This window comes from Mycobacterium sp. 663a-19 (assembly GCF_035616495.1).
GTDB lineage: Bacteria > Actinomycetota > Actinomycetes > Mycobacteriales > Mycobacteriaceae > Mycobacterium.
Genome location: NZ_JAPJAV010000009.1, coordinates 1 through 15,176 on the forward strand (window position 1 = coordinate 1; position 15,176 = coordinate 15,176).

At 69.8% G+C, this 15,176-nt stretch carries 15 protein-coding genes and 2 pseudogenes; 13 read left to right on the forward strand and 4 right to left on the reverse strand.

Annotation, left to right across the window (positions count from 1 at the left end; genetic code table 11):
• From OQ968_RS16710 to OQ968_RS16725, 4 genes and pseudogenes are all read left to right on the forward strand, one after another.
• A pseudogene (locus OQ968_RS16710) lies at positions 1–339 on the forward strand (hypothetical protein); the annotation flags it as partial.
• Positions 340–431: 92 nt separating this feature from the next.
• Positions 432–1,250 (forward strand): SHOCT domain-containing protein, encoded by an 819-nt coding sequence (locus OQ968_RS16715; protein ID WP_324679806.1) that lies wholly within the window; start codon positions 432–434, stop codon positions 1,248–1,250.
• 49 nt (positions 1,251–1,299) lie between these two features.
• Positions 1,300–2,127, forward strand: a complete 828-nt coding sequence (locus OQ968_RS16720) for a mycofactocin-coupled SDR family oxidoreductase (protein WP_324679808.1) — start codon at positions 1,300–1,302, stop codon at positions 2,125–2,127.
• 25 nt (positions 2,128–2,152) lie between these two features.
• Entirely contained in the window at positions 2,153–3,343 is a 1,191-nt protein-coding gene (locus OQ968_RS16725; RefSeq protein WP_324679810.1) for an FAD-dependent oxidoreductase, read from the forward strand.
• On the opposite strand, the gene OQ968_RS16730 is transcribed toward OQ968_RS16725, so the two are convergent.
• Both OQ968_RS16730 and OQ968_RS16735 read right to left on the reverse strand, forming a co-directional pair.
• A complete protein-coding gene (locus OQ968_RS16730; protein ID WP_324679812.1) occupies positions 3,340–4,617 on the reverse strand; it encodes a VOC family protein in 1,278 nt (425 codons plus the stop codon). The genes OQ968_RS16725 and OQ968_RS16730 overlap by 4 nt on opposite strands.
• A complete protein-coding gene (locus tag OQ968_RS16735; protein ID WP_324679814.1) occupies positions 4,614–5,132 on the reverse strand; it encodes a sigma-70 family RNA polymerase sigma factor in 519 nt (172 codons plus the stop codon). The genes OQ968_RS16730 and OQ968_RS16735 overlap by 4 nt, the downstream gene beginning before the upstream one ends.
• Before the next feature lie 114 nt (positions 5,133–5,246).
• Here OQ968_RS16735 and OQ968_RS16740 point away from each other — a divergent pair, with 114 nt between their 5' ends.
• Together OQ968_RS16740 and OQ968_RS16745 are read left to right on the forward strand one after the other, a co-directional pair.
• Positions 5,247–5,678: a hypothetical protein gene (locus OQ968_RS16740; RefSeq protein WP_324679816.1), complete on the forward strand. Its 432-nt coding sequence runs from the start codon at positions 5,247–5,249 to the stop codon at positions 5,676–5,678.
• Positions 5,679–5,690: 12 nt separating this feature from the next.
• A pseudogene (locus tag OQ968_RS16745) lies at positions 5,691–6,380 on the forward strand (TetR/AcrR family transcriptional regulator); the annotation flags it as partial.
• 25 nt (positions 6,381–6,405) lie between these two features.
• Here the strand turns inward: OQ968_RS16745 and OQ968_RS16750 are convergent.
• The gene (locus OQ968_RS16750; protein ID WP_324679819.1) at positions 6,406–7,455 is read right to left on the reverse strand and encodes a DUF2332 domain-containing protein; all 1,050 of its coding nucleotides are present in this window, start codon (positions 7,453–7,455) and stop codon (positions 6,406–6,408) included.
• Positions 7,452–8,048 (reverse strand): mycofactocin system transcriptional regulator, encoded by a 597-nt coding sequence (gene mftR / locus OQ968_RS16755; RefSeq protein ID WP_324679820.1) that lies wholly within the window; start codon positions 8,046–8,048, stop codon positions 7,452–7,454. The genes OQ968_RS16750 and mftR overlap by 4 nt, the downstream gene beginning before the upstream one ends.
• A 98-nt stretch (positions 8,049–8,146) precedes the next feature.
• Between mftR and mftA the strand changes: the two genes are divergently transcribed.
• From mftA to mftG, 7 genes are all read left to right on the forward strand, one after another.
• Positions 8,147–8,248, forward strand: a complete 102-nt coding sequence (mftA, locus tag OQ968_RS16760; protein ID WP_324679822.1) for a mycofactocin precursor MftA — start codon at positions 8,147–8,149, stop codon at positions 8,246–8,248.
• 5 nt (positions 8,249–8,253) lie between these two features.
• A complete protein-coding gene (gene mftB / locus OQ968_RS16765) occupies positions 8,254–8,526 on the forward strand; it encodes a mycofactocin biosynthesis chaperone MftB (RefSeq protein ID WP_324679824.1) in 273 nt (90 codons plus the stop codon).
• Positions 8,523–9,743 (forward strand): mycofactocin radical SAM maturase, encoded by a 1,221-nt coding sequence (gene mftC / locus OQ968_RS16770; protein WP_324679826.1) that lies wholly within the window; start codon positions 8,523–8,525, stop codon positions 9,741–9,743. Before mftB ends, mftC begins: the two co-directional genes overlap by 4 nt.
• Before the next feature lie 3 nt (positions 9,744–9,746).
• Complete coding sequence (gene mftD, locus OQ968_RS16775; RefSeq protein ID WP_324679829.1) at positions 9,747–10,946, forward strand: pre-mycofactocin synthase MftD; 1,200 nt, start codon at positions 9,747–9,749, stop codon at positions 10,944–10,946.
• 173 nt (positions 10,947–11,119) lie between these two features.
• Complete coding sequence (mftE, locus tag OQ968_RS16780; protein WP_324679830.1) at positions 11,120–11,851, forward strand: mycofactocin biosynthesis peptidyl-dipeptidase MftE; 732 nt, start codon at positions 11,120–11,122, stop codon at positions 11,849–11,851.
• Entirely contained in the window at positions 11,848–13,260 is a 1,413-nt protein-coding gene (mftF, locus tag OQ968_RS16785) for a mycofactocin biosynthesis glycosyltransferase MftF (RefSeq protein ID WP_324679832.1), read from the forward strand. Before mftE ends, mftF begins: the two co-directional genes overlap by 4 nt.
• 19 nt (positions 13,261–13,279) lie before the next feature.
• The gene (gene mftG / locus OQ968_RS16790; RefSeq protein WP_324679835.1) at positions 13,280–14,722 is read left to right on the forward strand and encodes a mycofactocin system GMC family oxidoreductase MftG; all 1,443 of its coding nucleotides are present in this window, start codon (positions 13,280–13,282) and stop codon (positions 14,720–14,722) included.
• Positions 14,723–15,176 lie beyond the last annotated feature (454 nt).

Sequence of the window (15,176 nt, forward strand, 5' to 3'; positions counted from 1 at the left end):
ACCCCGGCGGCGGCGAGCCCGGCGGCCGGTGCGCCGCTGGCGGCGATGGGAGCGGCGGGCCCGGCCGCAACGGGGCCGCTGGCACCCGCCGCGACGCCGGTGGCGGCGGTGCAGCCCGAAGCTCACGCCACTACGCAGGCGACGCTCGTGCACAGCACCCAGCCCGCCGCCGCACCGGAAGCCGAAACGCAGGGCATGTCTCCCGCGTCCGCGATGCCGACACCGCTGGCGGCGTCGGCGGCGGCCACCGCGGCCGTCCCGGCGAAACGCGTCATCTCCCCGGCGGCGGGGGCAGCGGGGTCCTTCACGGGGCAGCCGGCGCACAATGCGCCGGCGTGACACACCCGGACACCGGTTTGCACGTATGACGCTCGCGGGGGGACCGCGGGCGCTAATCTGACACGGGTTCCCAGCAAGGCGAGGAGAGACGGGTGTTTGCGCGCTACCTGAAGGCCCAGTTGTTGGTTTTGCTGTGTGGCGGCCTGGTTGGGCCGATCTTCTTGATCGTCTACTTCACGCTGGGGTTCAAAGACCTACTGAGCTGGATGTTTTACGTCGGTCTGCTCATCACCGTCGCCGACGTGCTGGTGGCGCTGGCGTTGGCCAACTACGGCGCCAAATCGTCGGCCAAGAACGCCGAGCTCGAGCAGAACGGGGTGTTGGCGCTCGCCCAGATCACCGGGGTCACCGAGACGGGAATGTGGGTCAACAATCAGCAGGTCGTCAAGCTGCAGCTGCACATCTCGGGGCCCGGGTTCCTGCCGTTCGACAGCGAAGACCGGGTGACCGCCAACGTCACCCGGCTCGGCAACCTGAACGCCCGCAAAGTCGTGGTGTTGGTCAACCCGACCACCCAGGAATACCGAATCGACTGGGAGCGAAGCGCTTTGGTCAACGGGCTGGTGCCCGCGCAATTCACCCTGGCCGAAGACAACAGGACCTACGACCTGAGCGGGCAGGCCGGTCCGCTGATGGAGATCCTGCAGATCCTCAAGGCCAACAACGTGCCGCTCAACCGGATGGTCGACATCCGGTCGAACCCGGTGTTGCGCCAGCAGATCCAGGCCGTGGTGCGCCGGGCGGCCGAACAGCAGCCACAGCCCGCGGGGGCGGGCGCGCCGGCTCCTCCGCCACCGCCGCACGCTTCGATCGCCGACCGGCTCTCCGAGCTCGACAAGCTGCGGGCCACCGGCGCGCTGAACGACCAGGAGTACAACACCCGGCGGGCCCAGATCATCTCCGAAATCTGAACCCCCGGCGAGTTAGAACACGTTCCAGTTTCACTGCTAGCCTGTCCTGGTGACTGAACGGGTTGGATCACTGCAAGGCCGGGTGGCGTTCGTCACCGGCGCCGCCCGCGCCCAGGGGCGGTCGCATGCGGTGCGGCTCGCCCGCGAGGGCGCCGACATCATCGCGCTCGACATCTGCGCGCCGGCGTCGGACACCCTGACCTACACGCCGGCCACCCCCGAGGACCTGACCGAGACGGTCCGCCTGGTGGAAGCCGAGGGGCGCAAGGTGCTGGCCCGCGAGGCGGACATCCGCGACGACGCCGCGCTGCGGCAGTTGGTGGCCGACGGGGTCGAACAATTCGGCCGCCTCGACATTCTGGTCGCCAACGCCGGCGTGCTGGGCTGGGGCAGGGTCTGGGAACTCACCGATGAGCAGTGGGACACGGTCATCGGGATCAACCTGACCGGGACCTGGCGCACCCTGCGCGCCGCGATCCCGGCGATGATCGAGGCCGGCAACGGCGGTTCCATCATCGTCGTCAGCAGCTCGGCGGGCATCAAGGCGACGCCCGGCAACGGCCATTACGCGGCCAGCAAGCACGGGCTGACCGCGCTGACCAACACCCTGGCGATCGAGCTCGGCGAATACCACATCCGGGTCAACTCCATCCACCCCTACTCGGTCGACACCCCGATGATCGAGCCGGAGGCGATGACCGAAATATTCGCCAAGCATCCCCGCTTCGTGCACAGCTTCCCGCCAATGCCGTTGCAGTACAAGGGTTTCATGACGTCCGACGAGGTATCCGACGTCGTGGTGTGGCTCGCCGGCGACGGCTCGGGCACCCTGTCGGGCACCCAGATCCCCGTCGACAAGGGCGCCTTGAAGTACTGACCGCCGACCGTGGTAAGAACACCACGTGACTGAAAAGGGCTCTGAAAAGGGCATCGTGATCGTCGGCGGCGGTCTCGCCGCCGCCCGGACGGCGGAGCAACTGCGTCGATCCGAGTACTCCGGTCGCATCACCATCGTCAGCGACGAGGTGCATCTGCCCTACGATCGCCCGCCGTTGTCCAAGGAAGTGCTGCGCAAGGAGGTCGACGACGTCGCACTCAAACCGCGTGACTGGTACGACGAGAACGACATCACGCTGCGACTGGGCTCGGCCGCCACCCGTCTCGACACCGCCGCGCAGACCCTGACCCTCGACGACGGGACGAAACTCGGCTACGACGAGCTCGTCATCGCCACGGGCCTGGTGCCGCGGCGCATCCCGGCCTTCCCGGATCTCGAGGGCATCCGGGTGCTGCGGTCTTTCGACGAGAGCATGGCGCTGCGCCAGCACGCGTCGCAGGCGCGGCGGGCCGTGGTGGTCGGTGCCGGCTTCATCGGCTGCGAGGTCGCGGCCAGCCTGCGCACCCTGGGCGTCGAGGTCGTGTTGGTGGAGCCGCAGCCGACGCCGCTGGCGTCCGTGCTCGGCGAGCAGATCGGCGAGCTGGTGGCGCGGCTGCACCGCGGCGAGGGCGTCGACGTCCGTCTCGGTGTCAGCGTGGCCGAGGTCCGCGGCGACGGCCACGTCGACACCGTGGTGCTCACCGACGGCACCGAACTGCCCGCCGACCTGGTGGTGGTCGGCATCGGGTCGCGACCGGCCACCGACTGGCTCGAGGGCAGCGGCGTCGAGGTCGACAACGGGGTCATCTGCGACGAGGCCGGACGCACCAGCGCGCCCAGGGTGTGGGCGCTGGGTGACGTCGCGTCGTGGCGCGATACGACGGGACACCAAGCGCGCGTGGAACATTGGAGCAACGTCGCCGACCAGGCCCGGGTGGTGGTGCCGGCGATGCTGGGCCAGGACGTGCCGTCGGCCGTGGTCGTGCCGTACTTTTGGAGCGACCAATACGACATCAAGATCCAGTGTCTGGGCGAACCCGAGGCCACCGACATCGTGCACCTGGTCGAGGACGACGGCCGCAAGTTCCTGGCCTACTACGAGCGCGCCGGGGTGATGGTCGGCGTGGTGGGCGGCGGGATGCCCGGCAAGGTGATGAAGGTCCGCCGCAAGATCGCCGACGCCACACCCATCTCGGAGATGCTGAACCCCGCCTAAAGCTGGCCCAGGTAAAAGCGCGCGCCCTGATCGTCCGCGCATTCGGCGGAGACGCCATACGGCTGGCGCGCCGGTTCGGCCAGCACGGTGCCGCCCGCCTCGGCGACCCGGGCGACGGCCGCGTCGATGTCCGCGACGGTCCACATCGGCACCGTGGCCGGGTGCCGGCTGCCCCCGGCGGCCCCGGCCATCGGGTGTGGCCCCACCACCTGCCAGCCGTCGCCGACGCGGCCGGGTTCGAACGTCCATCCCAGCACCCGGCCGTAGAAATCGCGGAAGCTCGCGGAGTCGGGCACCTGGTAGGTGACATACGACAGCTCGCCGGGCCCGGATCCGTTGAGCGCCGGGCGCTTTTGCCGGGCCGCCGGCTCGTACACCGCGAACGCCATTCCCTGCGGGTCGGTGGCGTCCAGCACGGTGCCGTAATCGGTGTGCCGGATTTCACCCGGGACTCCGCCGGCCCCGGCTATCGCCGCACGAGCAGCCCGCACGTCGTCGACGGCATAGCAGCAGAACAGGGTGGGCGGTTCGGTGCTGGCCGAAATCCCGGTCGGCAGTTCGGCATTCGTGACCCGGTGGGTCGCCGGATCGTATGCCCAACCCAGCACGTGACCGTAGAAGGCGGCCGCGCGGTCGGCGTCGGGGACCCACACCGAGACGTAGCCGATGTCGCCGTGCCGGATGACGTCGGCCGGTGCGCCCGTCGGGCCGGACAGCATCCAGCGGTGGCCGAACGGGTCGATGACGGTGGCGTTGCGCGATCCATGGCTCTCGTAGACCTCGCGCTGCACGGTGGCGCCGTGTCCGCGCGCCTTGCGCAGCGCCGCGTCGGTGTCGTCGACGTGCAGCATCAGGCTGACCGAAACCGAGCCGGGCGCAGGCGCTTTGAGCCCGAGCTCGGGATACTCGTCGGCCAGGTACAGCACGCCGTTCGCGATCGCCAGCTCGGCGTGACCGATTCGCCCGTCGTCCATCACGATCGGTTCACCGACCACCGCCGCGCCGAAAGCGTCGGTGTACCAGGCGATCGCGGCCCGCGCATTCGCCACACTCAGGTAGGGCAGCGCGGCCGGGCGTGGATCCCGCTGGGCTGCAGGCGGTTCGGTCAACTCGGAGATGGCACTGGCGGTGCCGCTCATGACGACTCCTTCCGGTAGGGACAGCGCGGATTGCAGCCGGCGGCGCAGCCGGACCGCGAACACCGGATCGGGTTGCACCGGAAGGTCATCGGCGCGCAGCACGCTCAGTGGGTCCGATTGGTCATGCCGACTCACGAGGTGCCTCCTTCCGGATAGTGCTGTTTGAAGGCGCGCCGGGCCCGGACCAGGAGCGCTTCGGTGGCGTGGACGGTGCGGCCGATCAGCTCGGCGCACTCGGGAACCGAGCAGTCGTCCATGTACCGCAGCACGAGCACCGTGCGGTGGGGCTCGGCCAACCGGGCCAGCACGGCCTCGGCGATCATGCGATCCAGCTCGGCGTCCCAGTCGTCGGCGCCGGCGGCGTCGGGTTCCGGCGGCTCGGCGACGGGCACGGTCGCCCGGCGCGCACCGCGCCGGTAGTGGTCCGCCAGCTTGTGCCGTGCCACGCCGAGCAGCCACGGGACCGAGATCGTCGGCGTATCGCCCCTGCGGGCGGCGTCCATGGCCGCCAGGAAGGTCTCCGACGTCAGGTCCTCCGCCGCGCCGGTGTCGGCGCAGCGCCGGACGAAGTACCCGTACACCACCGGCAACGCCTCGTCGTACAGCGCCAGCAGCGGATGATCGGATCGGTCGTCCGCTGCGGCGCTCACACCCCTATCGTCGTCGCGGCGGGGCGAACTCCGACGGGGGTTGGCGATAAAAATCGACAATCTTTAGACCATCGGTCTAAACTTTAGACCACTGGTCTAAAAAGGAGCCGCCCCATGAGCACACCCGTCATCGATCGCTCGCAGCGCACCCGTTCGTTCGCGCGCGTGCTCGGACCGTTCATCGCCGTCGTTCCCGCGATCGTCGCGGTCAGGGCCGGCAGCGTCGGGAATCAGCTGTCCAGCTTCTCGAAAGATCCGATGTGGCCGTGGGTGCTGGGCGCCCTGCTGTTCTTCTGCGGCCTGTTCGTCGTCGCGTTCCACCAGTATTGGCGCAGCGCCGCCGCCGTGATCATCTCGCTGTTCGGCTGGTTCCTGCTGCTGCGCGGTTTCGCGTTGCTCGCCGCGCCGCAACTGGTCACCGATGCGGCCCAATCCGCCACCCAGACATCGGGCTCCAGCGTCGGCGTCGTGCGGGCCGGATTCGGGTTGCTCGCGCTGTGCGGTCTGTATCTGACGTACGTGGGGTGGGTGAAGAAGGCGAACTGACCCGCCATCGCGATGGCACGCGTCGTCAAACGCAAGGACGTCCGGCAGGCTGAGGTGCTCGACCTGGCGCTGTCGCTGTTCCTCGAACGCGGTTACGAGAACGTCAGCCTCAACGACCTGCTCGCCGCATCGGGCACCTCGAAAGGCGCTTTCTACCACTACTTTCCGTCCAAGGAGGCACTCGTCACCGCGCTTGCCCAACGCAGCGCCGCGCAGGCATTCGAGGCGTTGCGCCCGGTCTTCGCCGCGCCCGGCAAGAACGCGCTGGAACGCCTCAACGCCGGGCTTGCGGCGAGCTACCGGGTCAAGATGGCCATGGGTGCCCCCGAACAGATCGCGGCGATGACGGCACTGCTGAAGCCCGAAAACCAGGCCCTGTTCAGAAGAATCACCACGATCTGGGAGGACCTGTTCCGGCCGGTCCTCACCGAGGTCATCACCCAGGGGGTGAACGACGGGGTGTTCGACACCTTCGATCCCGAGGGTGTCGGCGCCATGATTCAGGGTTTCGCCGCGACCATGCAGACGAAGCTCGTCAAGGTGCTCGACGCGCCCGACGCGAAATCGCGACGCAAGGCGATCGACGACGCGGTGACGCGCCTCAAGCTGCACGGCATCGCGACGGACCGGATCCTCGGTCTCCCGGACGGGTCCATCGTCGTGCTCGACCGCAAGCAGGTCGAGGCGATGGTCGCGCATCTGCGGCCGCCGCCGGATGCGCGACGATCTACTGCCAGTTCACCGGCGGGCCGTGCGGATGGCACTCGGCCAGAACCTCCAGGTCGCCGCCGGGCCAGCGGCGGGCCCGCACGAGGAACTTGACGGGCGCGCCGGGTCCCTCGCGCGCGGGTTCCAGGGTGAGGTGGGCGAACGGTGCGGAGGCCTCGGCCCGCGCGCCGAGGGCGTCGACGCCGTCGCGAACCGCGGCGCGTTCCTCGGCGGAAAGGTACTGCCAGGTGATCGAATGCCACAGCACCGTCAGCGCGCCGTCGGCCAGCGTCAGGCCGCCGACCGCGTCGCCGGCCCGCCGGCGGTGCAGCCGCGCGGGCACCCGGCGGGCGACCTCGATGGCGCCGCGCAGCCGATCCAGCCGGGCGGCCTGGTCGGGCCAGACGTAGCTCAACACGGTCAACTCCCCGTCGGTCCCAGTGACGTCGATCGGCGCGATGTCGTATCCGTGCCGCTCCGCGATCCGCACCGCGCCCTGCGGCGGCAGCCGGCCGCGCCAGGCATCGCCGATCGTCACCGGCGAATCGTCCGGCCCCCAGCCGCCGCCGGCGTGGTGGTAGCGGTAGTGGTCGGCGCGCAGGTTCAGCCCGGCGCTGCACCCGACCTCGAAAAGCATTACCGGCAAACCGAATCCGCGATCCAGCCGCAGCAGGCCGCCGATCAGCGCGGCCGACCGGCCCACCTCGTTGGTTTGCGGTGGCCGGCCCAGCGCCTCGCGCAGCGCGTCCGCGTGCTCGGCCGCGGCCCGCACGATCTCGGGCCACGCCGAGTCGGCGTCCCAGGCGCCGCCGGCGCTGGGATACCAGCGGCGCAACCCCGGCGCCCGCCCGTCGAGCACCAGCCGGTGCAGGCCGCCCAGCAGCCGAAGCGGCACGGCCTCGCGCGACGGGGCGTCTTCGCGGCCGGACAGGATGCTCGCGAAGACCCCGCGGGCTTCGACGTCGGCGGCCACCAGCCCGCACAGCTCGTCGTACATCGGCGAGCCCGACGCTCCGCAGAATGCGCCCTGCGCCCGCAGGGTGTGCACCAGGTGCGCGGCGCCACTCACCGCCGCAGTCTCTCCAGGCCTTTGCCGACGACGTCGAAGGCGTTGCCCAGCGCGGTGGGCAAGGGCAGGGACTCGTCGCCCAGCCAGTGCTCGTAGGCCGACAGCGCGACGCCCAGCATGGTCCACGCCACGGTCTGGGGCAGCAGGTCGCTCGTCTTGGCGCCCGAGCGCCGGGCCACGAATTCGGCGATCACCTCGCGCCAGCCGGCGTACATCGTCATCGAATAGGCTTGCAGTTCGGGGGTTTGCAGGATGACCCGCATGCGCTTGCGGTGCCGCGCGGTCTCGGACTCGTCAAAAGTGTTGAACGCCAACAGCGCCGAGCGCAGCGCCGCGCCCAGTGGTACCCGCGGGTCGACGTTGTCGAGCAGCTCCCGTAGGTGCGCGAGGTGGGCGTCGAACTCGCCCCACGGGATGGCGTTCTTGGACGCGTAATAGCGAAAGAGCGTGCGGCGGGAGATGCCGGCGGCATGGGCGACGTCGTCGACGCTCACCTCGGCGAAGCCGCGCGCGGCGAACAACTCGATGGCGACGTCGGTGATGTGGTGCGGTGTCGTCGAGCGGCGCCGGCCCACCCGCGACTGCGGCAGCATCAGACCCGCCCTTCCATTTCGGCACTCGATGCCATATTCTGACGACGATTGTGACAAGATCGACCATCGTTGTCGAGACCCGACGGGAGGCAATCCATATGGACCGCGAGACCGACCGCGAAACCGAAACTGACACCGAGCTCGTTACCGAGACCCTGGTCGAAGAGGTGTCCATCGACGGAATGTGCGGGGTCTACTGACGCCCGTGCTCGACCCCGACCGTGGCTGGCGGTTGCACCCACAGGTGGCGGTTCGGCCCGAACCGTTCGGCGCGCTGCTGTATCACTTCGGCACCCGCAAGCTGTCCTTCCTGAAGAACCGCACCATCCTCGAGGTGGTGCGGTCACTGGGCGACCACCCGGACGTCGCCTCGGCGTTCCGCGCTGCCGGCGTGGACGCCGCGGGGCAGCAGCCGTATCTGCACGCGCTGGGTGTGCTCGCCGAATCCAACATGCTGGTGCCTCAGGAGGCGCAATGACAGTGCCCGTTCCGGCCAAGGTTCCGCGCCTTGTCGAGCAGTTCGAGCGCGGGCTGGACGCGCCCATCTGCCTGACCTGGGAGCTGACGTACGCATGCAACCTCGCCTGTGTGCACTGCCTGTCCTCGTCGGGCAAACGGGACCCGCGCGAGCTGTCGACCCGCCAATGCATGGACATCATCGACGAGCTGGAACGCATGCAGGTGTTCTACGTCAACATCGGCGGCGGGGAACCCACTGTGCGCCCGGACTTTTGGGAACTCGTCGATTACGCCACCGCCCACCACGTCGGCGTAAAGTTCTCGACCAACGGCGTCCGGATCACGCCCGAGGTCGCCGTGCGGTTGGCGGCCAGCGACTACGTCGATGTCCAGATTTCGCTCGACGGCGCCACCGCCGAGGTCAACGACGCGGTTCGCGGTCCGGGGTCCTTCGCCATGGCGGTGCGGGCGCTGGAGAACCTGGCCGCGGCGGGCTTCTCGCAAAACGGCGGGCCGAAGATCTCCGTCGTGGCCACCCGGCACAACGTCGGTCAGCTCGACGAATTCGCCGCATTGGCGAGCCGTTACGGTGCCACCCTGCGGATCACCCGGCTGCGCCCGTCGGGGCGGGGCGCGGACGTCTGGGACGAGCTGCATCCCACCGCCGCGCAGCAGGTTGAGCTCTACGACTGGCTGGTGGCCAAGGGGGAGCGGGTGCTCACCGGTGACTCCTTCTTCCACCTGGCGCCGCTCGGCTCCTCCGGCGCGCTGGCCGGCCTCAACATGTGCGGCGCCGGCCGGGTGGTCTGCCTGATCGACCCGGTGGGCGACGTGTACGCCTGCCCGTTCGCCATTCACGACCGTTTCCTGGCGGGAAACGTGTTGTCCGACTCAGGTTTTGGGACTGGCTTCGCCAACGTCTGGAAGAACGCCCCGCTGTTTCGCGAGCTGCGCGAGCCGCAGTCGGCCGGCGCGTGCGGCAGCTGCGGGCACTACGACAGTTGCCGTGGCGGGTGCATGGCGGCCAAATTCTTCACCGGCCTGCCGCTGGACGGCCCGGATCCCGAGTGCGTCCAGGGGCACAGCGCCTCCGCGCTGGCCAACCAACGCGAGACGCCGCGGCCCCGGGCCGACCACTCGCGCGGGCAGCGGGTCCGCCGACCGGTGCCGCTGACACTGTCCGTACGCCCGCCGCAGCAACCGCCGGCGCGCCTTTGCAATGAAAGTCCGCTGTAGACAATGGCCGATGAATGGTTTGAAACGGTCGCGATCGCGCAGCAACGCGCCAAGCGGCGATTACCAAAATCCGTTTATTCCTCGCTGATTTCAGCGAGCGAAAAAGGAATTACGGTCTCCGACAATGTTGAAGCCTTCAGCGAGCTGGGCTTTGCCCCGCACGTCATCGGTGCGCAGGAGAAGCGCGATCAGTCGACCACCGTTATGGGACAAGAGATCTCGCTGCCGGTGATCATCTCGCCGACCGGCGTGCAGGCCGTCGACCCGGACGGTGAGGTCGCCGTCGCGCGGGCGGCGGCGGCGCGGGGGACCGCGATGGGGCTGTCCTCGTTCGCCAGCAAACCGATCGAGGACGTCATCGCCGCAAATCCCAAAGTCTTCTTCCAGGTGTACTGGCTGGGTGGGCGAGACGCGATCGCCGAGCGGGTGGAACGGGCGCGTCGGGCCGGCGCGGTCGGGCTGATCGTCACCACCGACTGGACGTTCTCGCACGGCCGGGACTGGGGCAGTCCGAAGATTCCCGAGGAGATGAACCTGCGGACCTTCCTGCGGCTGTCCCCGGAGGCGATCGTGCGGCCGCGCTGGCTGTGGAAGTTCGGCAAGACGCTGCGGCCTCCGGAGCTGCGGGTGCCGAACCAGGGCCGCTGCGGCGAGCCCGGCCCACCGTTCTTCGCCGCCTACGGGGAGTGGATGTCGACCCCGCCGCCGACCTGGGACGACATCGCCTGGCTGCGGGAACTGTGGGGCGGACCGTTCATGCTCAAGGGTGTGATGCGCGTCGACGACGCGAAAAGGGCTGTGGATGCCGGTGTTTCGGCGATCTCGGTGTCCAATCACGGCGGCAACAACCTCGACGGCACGCCCGCGTCGATCCGTGCCCTGCCCGCGGTGGCGGCGGCGGTCGGGGACCAGGTCGAGGTGTTGCTGGACGGGGGCGTGCGGCGCGGCGGCGACGTCGTCAAGGCGGTGGCACTGGGGGCGCGCGCGGTGATGATCGGCCGCGCGTATCTGTGGGGCCTTGCGGCGGCCGGCCAAGCCGGCGTCGAAAACGTCCTCGACATTCTGCGCGGCGGCATCGACTCGGCGCTGGCGGGTCTGGGGCGCTCCTCGGTGCACGAGCTGAGCCCGGACGACATTCTGGTGCCGGCCGGTTTCGCCCGGGCGATCGGCGTGCCCCCCGCTCCCGCCGCGGGCGAGGCCTAGCCCCATTCCGGGTCAAGTCGGGCGGCTTTCCCCGATAACGGGTCGAGCAAAAATCAACGGCCACGACAATTGGTACCGACGTGGCTTCCGTGACGGACGGGTCGGAATTTGACTATTTGATGAACGGCCGCGAAAAAATTTCCTTTGAAGGTTCAACAATTGGTGCACGCCAGGTGAATTCGTCCTACCATCAGCCAGTGCCCGTACTCGGCGAATTGGGAACTGCGACGTCGAGCCAGCTATTGAGCACCTCGCCGTCGATAATGATCCCGCTGGGATCGACCGAGCAACACGGGCCGCACCTGCCGTTGGACACCGACACGAGGATCGCGACCGCGGTCGCCCGGGGGGCCGCCACCCGTCTCGAGCAGGAATGGTTGGTGGCGCCGGCCATCGCCTACGGCGCCAGCGGCGAGCACCAGAGTTTCGCCGGAACGATCTCCATCGGCACCGAGGCCCTGACGCTGCTGCTGCTGGAGTATGGCAGGTCAGCCGCGTGCTGGGCCCGGCGATTGGTCTTCGTCAACGGTCACGGCGGCAACGTCGGCGCGGTGCGGAGCGCGGTGGCCAGGCTGCGCGCCGAGGGCCGCGATGCCGCATGGTGCCCGTGCACCGCCGCGTGCGGTGACGCCCATGCCGGCCACACCGAAACGTCGCTGTTGCTCCACATCTCGCCGACCGTCGTGCTGACCGACCGGTGGCTGCCCGGCAATCGGGCGCCGTTGCCTGAGTTGCTCGGGCCGATGCGCCGCGGGGGAGTGGCCGCGGTCAGCCGGGTGGGCGTCTTGGGGGACCCGACGACCGCGACGGCGGCCGAGGGCAAGCGCATTCTGGCCGAGATGGTCGACGGGTGTGTGCGCGGAGTGGTCCGCTGGTCGCCCGGATCCGACGGGATGCTGACGTGACCGCCGCCCGACTGCCGGACGGGTTCGCCGTTCAGGTCGATCGCCGCGTGCGGGTGCTCGGCGACGGCTCGGCCCTGCTCGGTGGCTCACCGACCCGCCTGCTGAAGCTGGCCCCCGCCGCGCAGGACATGCTCGCCGATGGCCGGCTCAAGGTTCGCGACGACGTCAGCGCCCAACTGGCGCGCACCCTGCTGGACGCCACGGTGGCCCACCCGCGACCCGCGGGCGGGCCGTCGCATCGTGACGTGACCGTGGTAATCCCGGTGCGGGACAACCTTTCCGGCGTGCGTCGCCTGGTGAGCTCGCTGCGCGGACTGCGCGTCATCGTCGTCGACGACGGCTCCTCGCCGGCCATCGAGGCGGAAGACTTCGTCGGCGCGCACTGCGACGTCGAGGTGCTGCGCCACCCGTACAGCAAGGGTCCGGCGGCGGCCCGCAACACCGGGCTGGCGGCCTGCAACACCGACTTCGTCGCGTTCCTGGACTCCGACGTCTCGCCCCGCCGGGGTTGGCTGGAGGCCCTGCTCGGTCACTTCTGCGACCCCACCGTCGCCCTGGTCGCGCCGCGCATCGTCGGCCTGTCGCACAGCGAGAACCCGGTGGCCCGCTACGAGGCGGTGCACTCGTCGTTGGACCTCGGGGAGCGCGAGGCGCCGGTGTTGCCCCACAGCACGGTGTCCTATGTGCCCAGTGCGGCGATCATCTGTCGCCGCTCGGCGATCCGCGATGTCGGCGGGTTCGACGAGACCATGCAGTCCGGCGAGGACGTCGACCTGTGCTGGCGGCTCATCGAGGCGGGCGCCCGGCTGCGCTACGAGCCGATCGCCCTGGTCGCCCACGATCATCGCACCGAACTGCGGGATTGGCTGGCGCGCAAGGCTTTTTACGGTGGCTCGGCAGCCCCGCTGTCGGTGCGCCACCCGGACAAGACGGCGCCGGTGGTGATATCCGGCTGGGCGCTGACGGCGTGGATACTCATGGCCCTGGGGACCAGCCTTTCCCGGCTGGCGTCGATCGCCGTCGCGGTCCTGACGGGCCGGCGGATCGCCCGGGCCATGCGCACCGCCGAGACCTCGCTCGACGATGTGCTGGTGATCGCCGCCCGCGGCCTGTGGGCGGCCGCCCTGCAACTGGCGTCGGCCCTGTGCCGGCACTACTGGCCCGTGGCGTTGCTGGCCGCCATCGTGTCGCGGCACTGCAGGCGGGTCGTGCTGGTCGCGGCCGTCATGGACGGCGTGGTGGACTGGCTCGGCCGCCGGGATGCCACCGGCGACGACGCCGAGCCGATCGGCCTGCTGACCTACATGCTGCTCAAGCGCGTCGACGACCTGGCCTACGGCCTGGGGCTGTGGTGGGGTGTGGTGCGCGAACGCAACCTGCGCCCGCTCAAGCCGCAGATCAGGAGTTAGCCGCCGCCTTGACGCCGCCGTGAGTAAAGCCGTCTCGCACAGCGACGTGCTGATAGTCGGCGCTGGGAGTGCTGGATCGGTTGTCGCCGAACGTCTTTCCGCCGACCCCGGCTGCGCCGTGACCGTCCTGGAGGCGGGACCCGCGCTCACCGACCCGGAGTTGCTGGCGCAGACCACCAACGGGTTGCAGCTGCCGATCGGGGTCGGCAGCCCGCTGGCGCACCGGTACCTGACCCGGCTCACCGATCGCCACGGTCTGCAGCTGCCGATCGTCCGCGGATCGACGGTCGGCGGTTCGGGGGCGATCAACGGCGGCTACTTCTGCCGCGCGGTGCCTTGCGATTTCGAGCGCGCCGCGCTGCCCGGCTGGTCGTGGTCCGATGTACTGGGGCACTTCCGCGCCATCGAGACGGACCTGGATTTCGACGGTCCCGCCCACGGCGACAGCGGTCCCATCCTGGTGCGCCGCACGCACGAAATGACCGGCACCACCGAACGTTTCATCGCCGCGGCCGAGCGTTCGGGGTTCTCCTGGATCGCCGACCTCAATGACTGTGGGCCGGAGCTCGTCTCGGGTGTGGGCGCGGTGCCGCTGAACATCGTCGACGGAATCCGGATCGGGTCGGGGGCGGGATATCTGATGCCCGCGCTGGGGCGGCCGAACCTGACATTGCTTGCGGGCACGCGGGCCGCGCGGCTTCGTTTCTCCCGCGCCCGCGTGGTGGGCGTGGAGGCGATCGGACCGGACGGCCCCGTCACCCTCGACACCGATCGAATCGTGTTGTGTGCCGGCGCGATTCAGTCCGCGCACCTGCTGATGCTGTCCGGCGTCGGCGACGAGTCGATGTTGCGCACCGTCGGCGTGCCGGTGGTGGCGCCGCTGCCGGTGGGGATGTTCTGCAGCGACCACCCGGAATGGGTGTTGCCGACCAACTGGGCCGTGGCCGCCGGCCGGCCCGTGGTCGAGGTCGTGCTGACGACCGCCGACGGCCTCGAGATCAGGCCGTACACGGGCGGTTTCGTCGCGATGACGGGCGACGGCACCGCGGGCCACCCGGATTGGCCGCACATCGGGGTCGCCCTCATGCGGCCGCGGGCCCGCGGGCGAATCACCCTGGTGTCGCCCGACCCCGACCGCCCGCCGCGGATCGAGCATCGCTACGACAGCGAGCCCGACGACGTCGCCGCGCTGCGCCGGGGCAGCGAGCTTGCCCGCGAATTGGCGGGCGCGGCAACGCATGTCGGCTCGCCGGTGTGGTCGACCTGCCAGCACCTGTGCGCCAGCGCCCCGATGGGCGTCGAGGGCGACCCGCGGGCCGTGGTCGACCATCGGTGCCGGGTCCGCAGCATCGAGAACCTGTGGGTGATCGACGGCTCCGTCCTGCCCACGGTCACCAGCCGTGGACCGCACGCAACGATTGTGATGCTCGGGCACCGGGCGGCCGGGTTCGTGTTGAGCTGATTGGGAGGGCCGTTCGTGCGGTCCACGTAGACGGCCACGACAAGTGGCGATGCGCGCGCAACAATGCGTCAGCGCGAACGATGCGTCGCAATATTTGTGGACGGCACGACGGCCTCTTGCGGTGTTGTCGTCTCGATTGCCCTCTGCGATCACCTCCTCCGGTGAATACCGTTGGCTGCGTTCACTTCCGATTCGGAGGTGAACGCTCCCGGGCCCACACCGCGCCGGGCGGCCAGCGCGGCCGCAGCCGGTCGCGGGCGATTGACGGGGAGCGGCGCGCCGGCTTGGCGGTGACCGCCGTGCGGACTCGGCGCCGATCCCGTCGGCCTGCGGGAAGCTCACAGGTGGGTGCTGAACCGGCGCGCTCGAGCGCCTCAGGCGGATCCACTCGGCCTCCACGATCGCCGCCGCCTCGATCACCGCCGGGCACACCGGTTCGACGTCTATCAACATC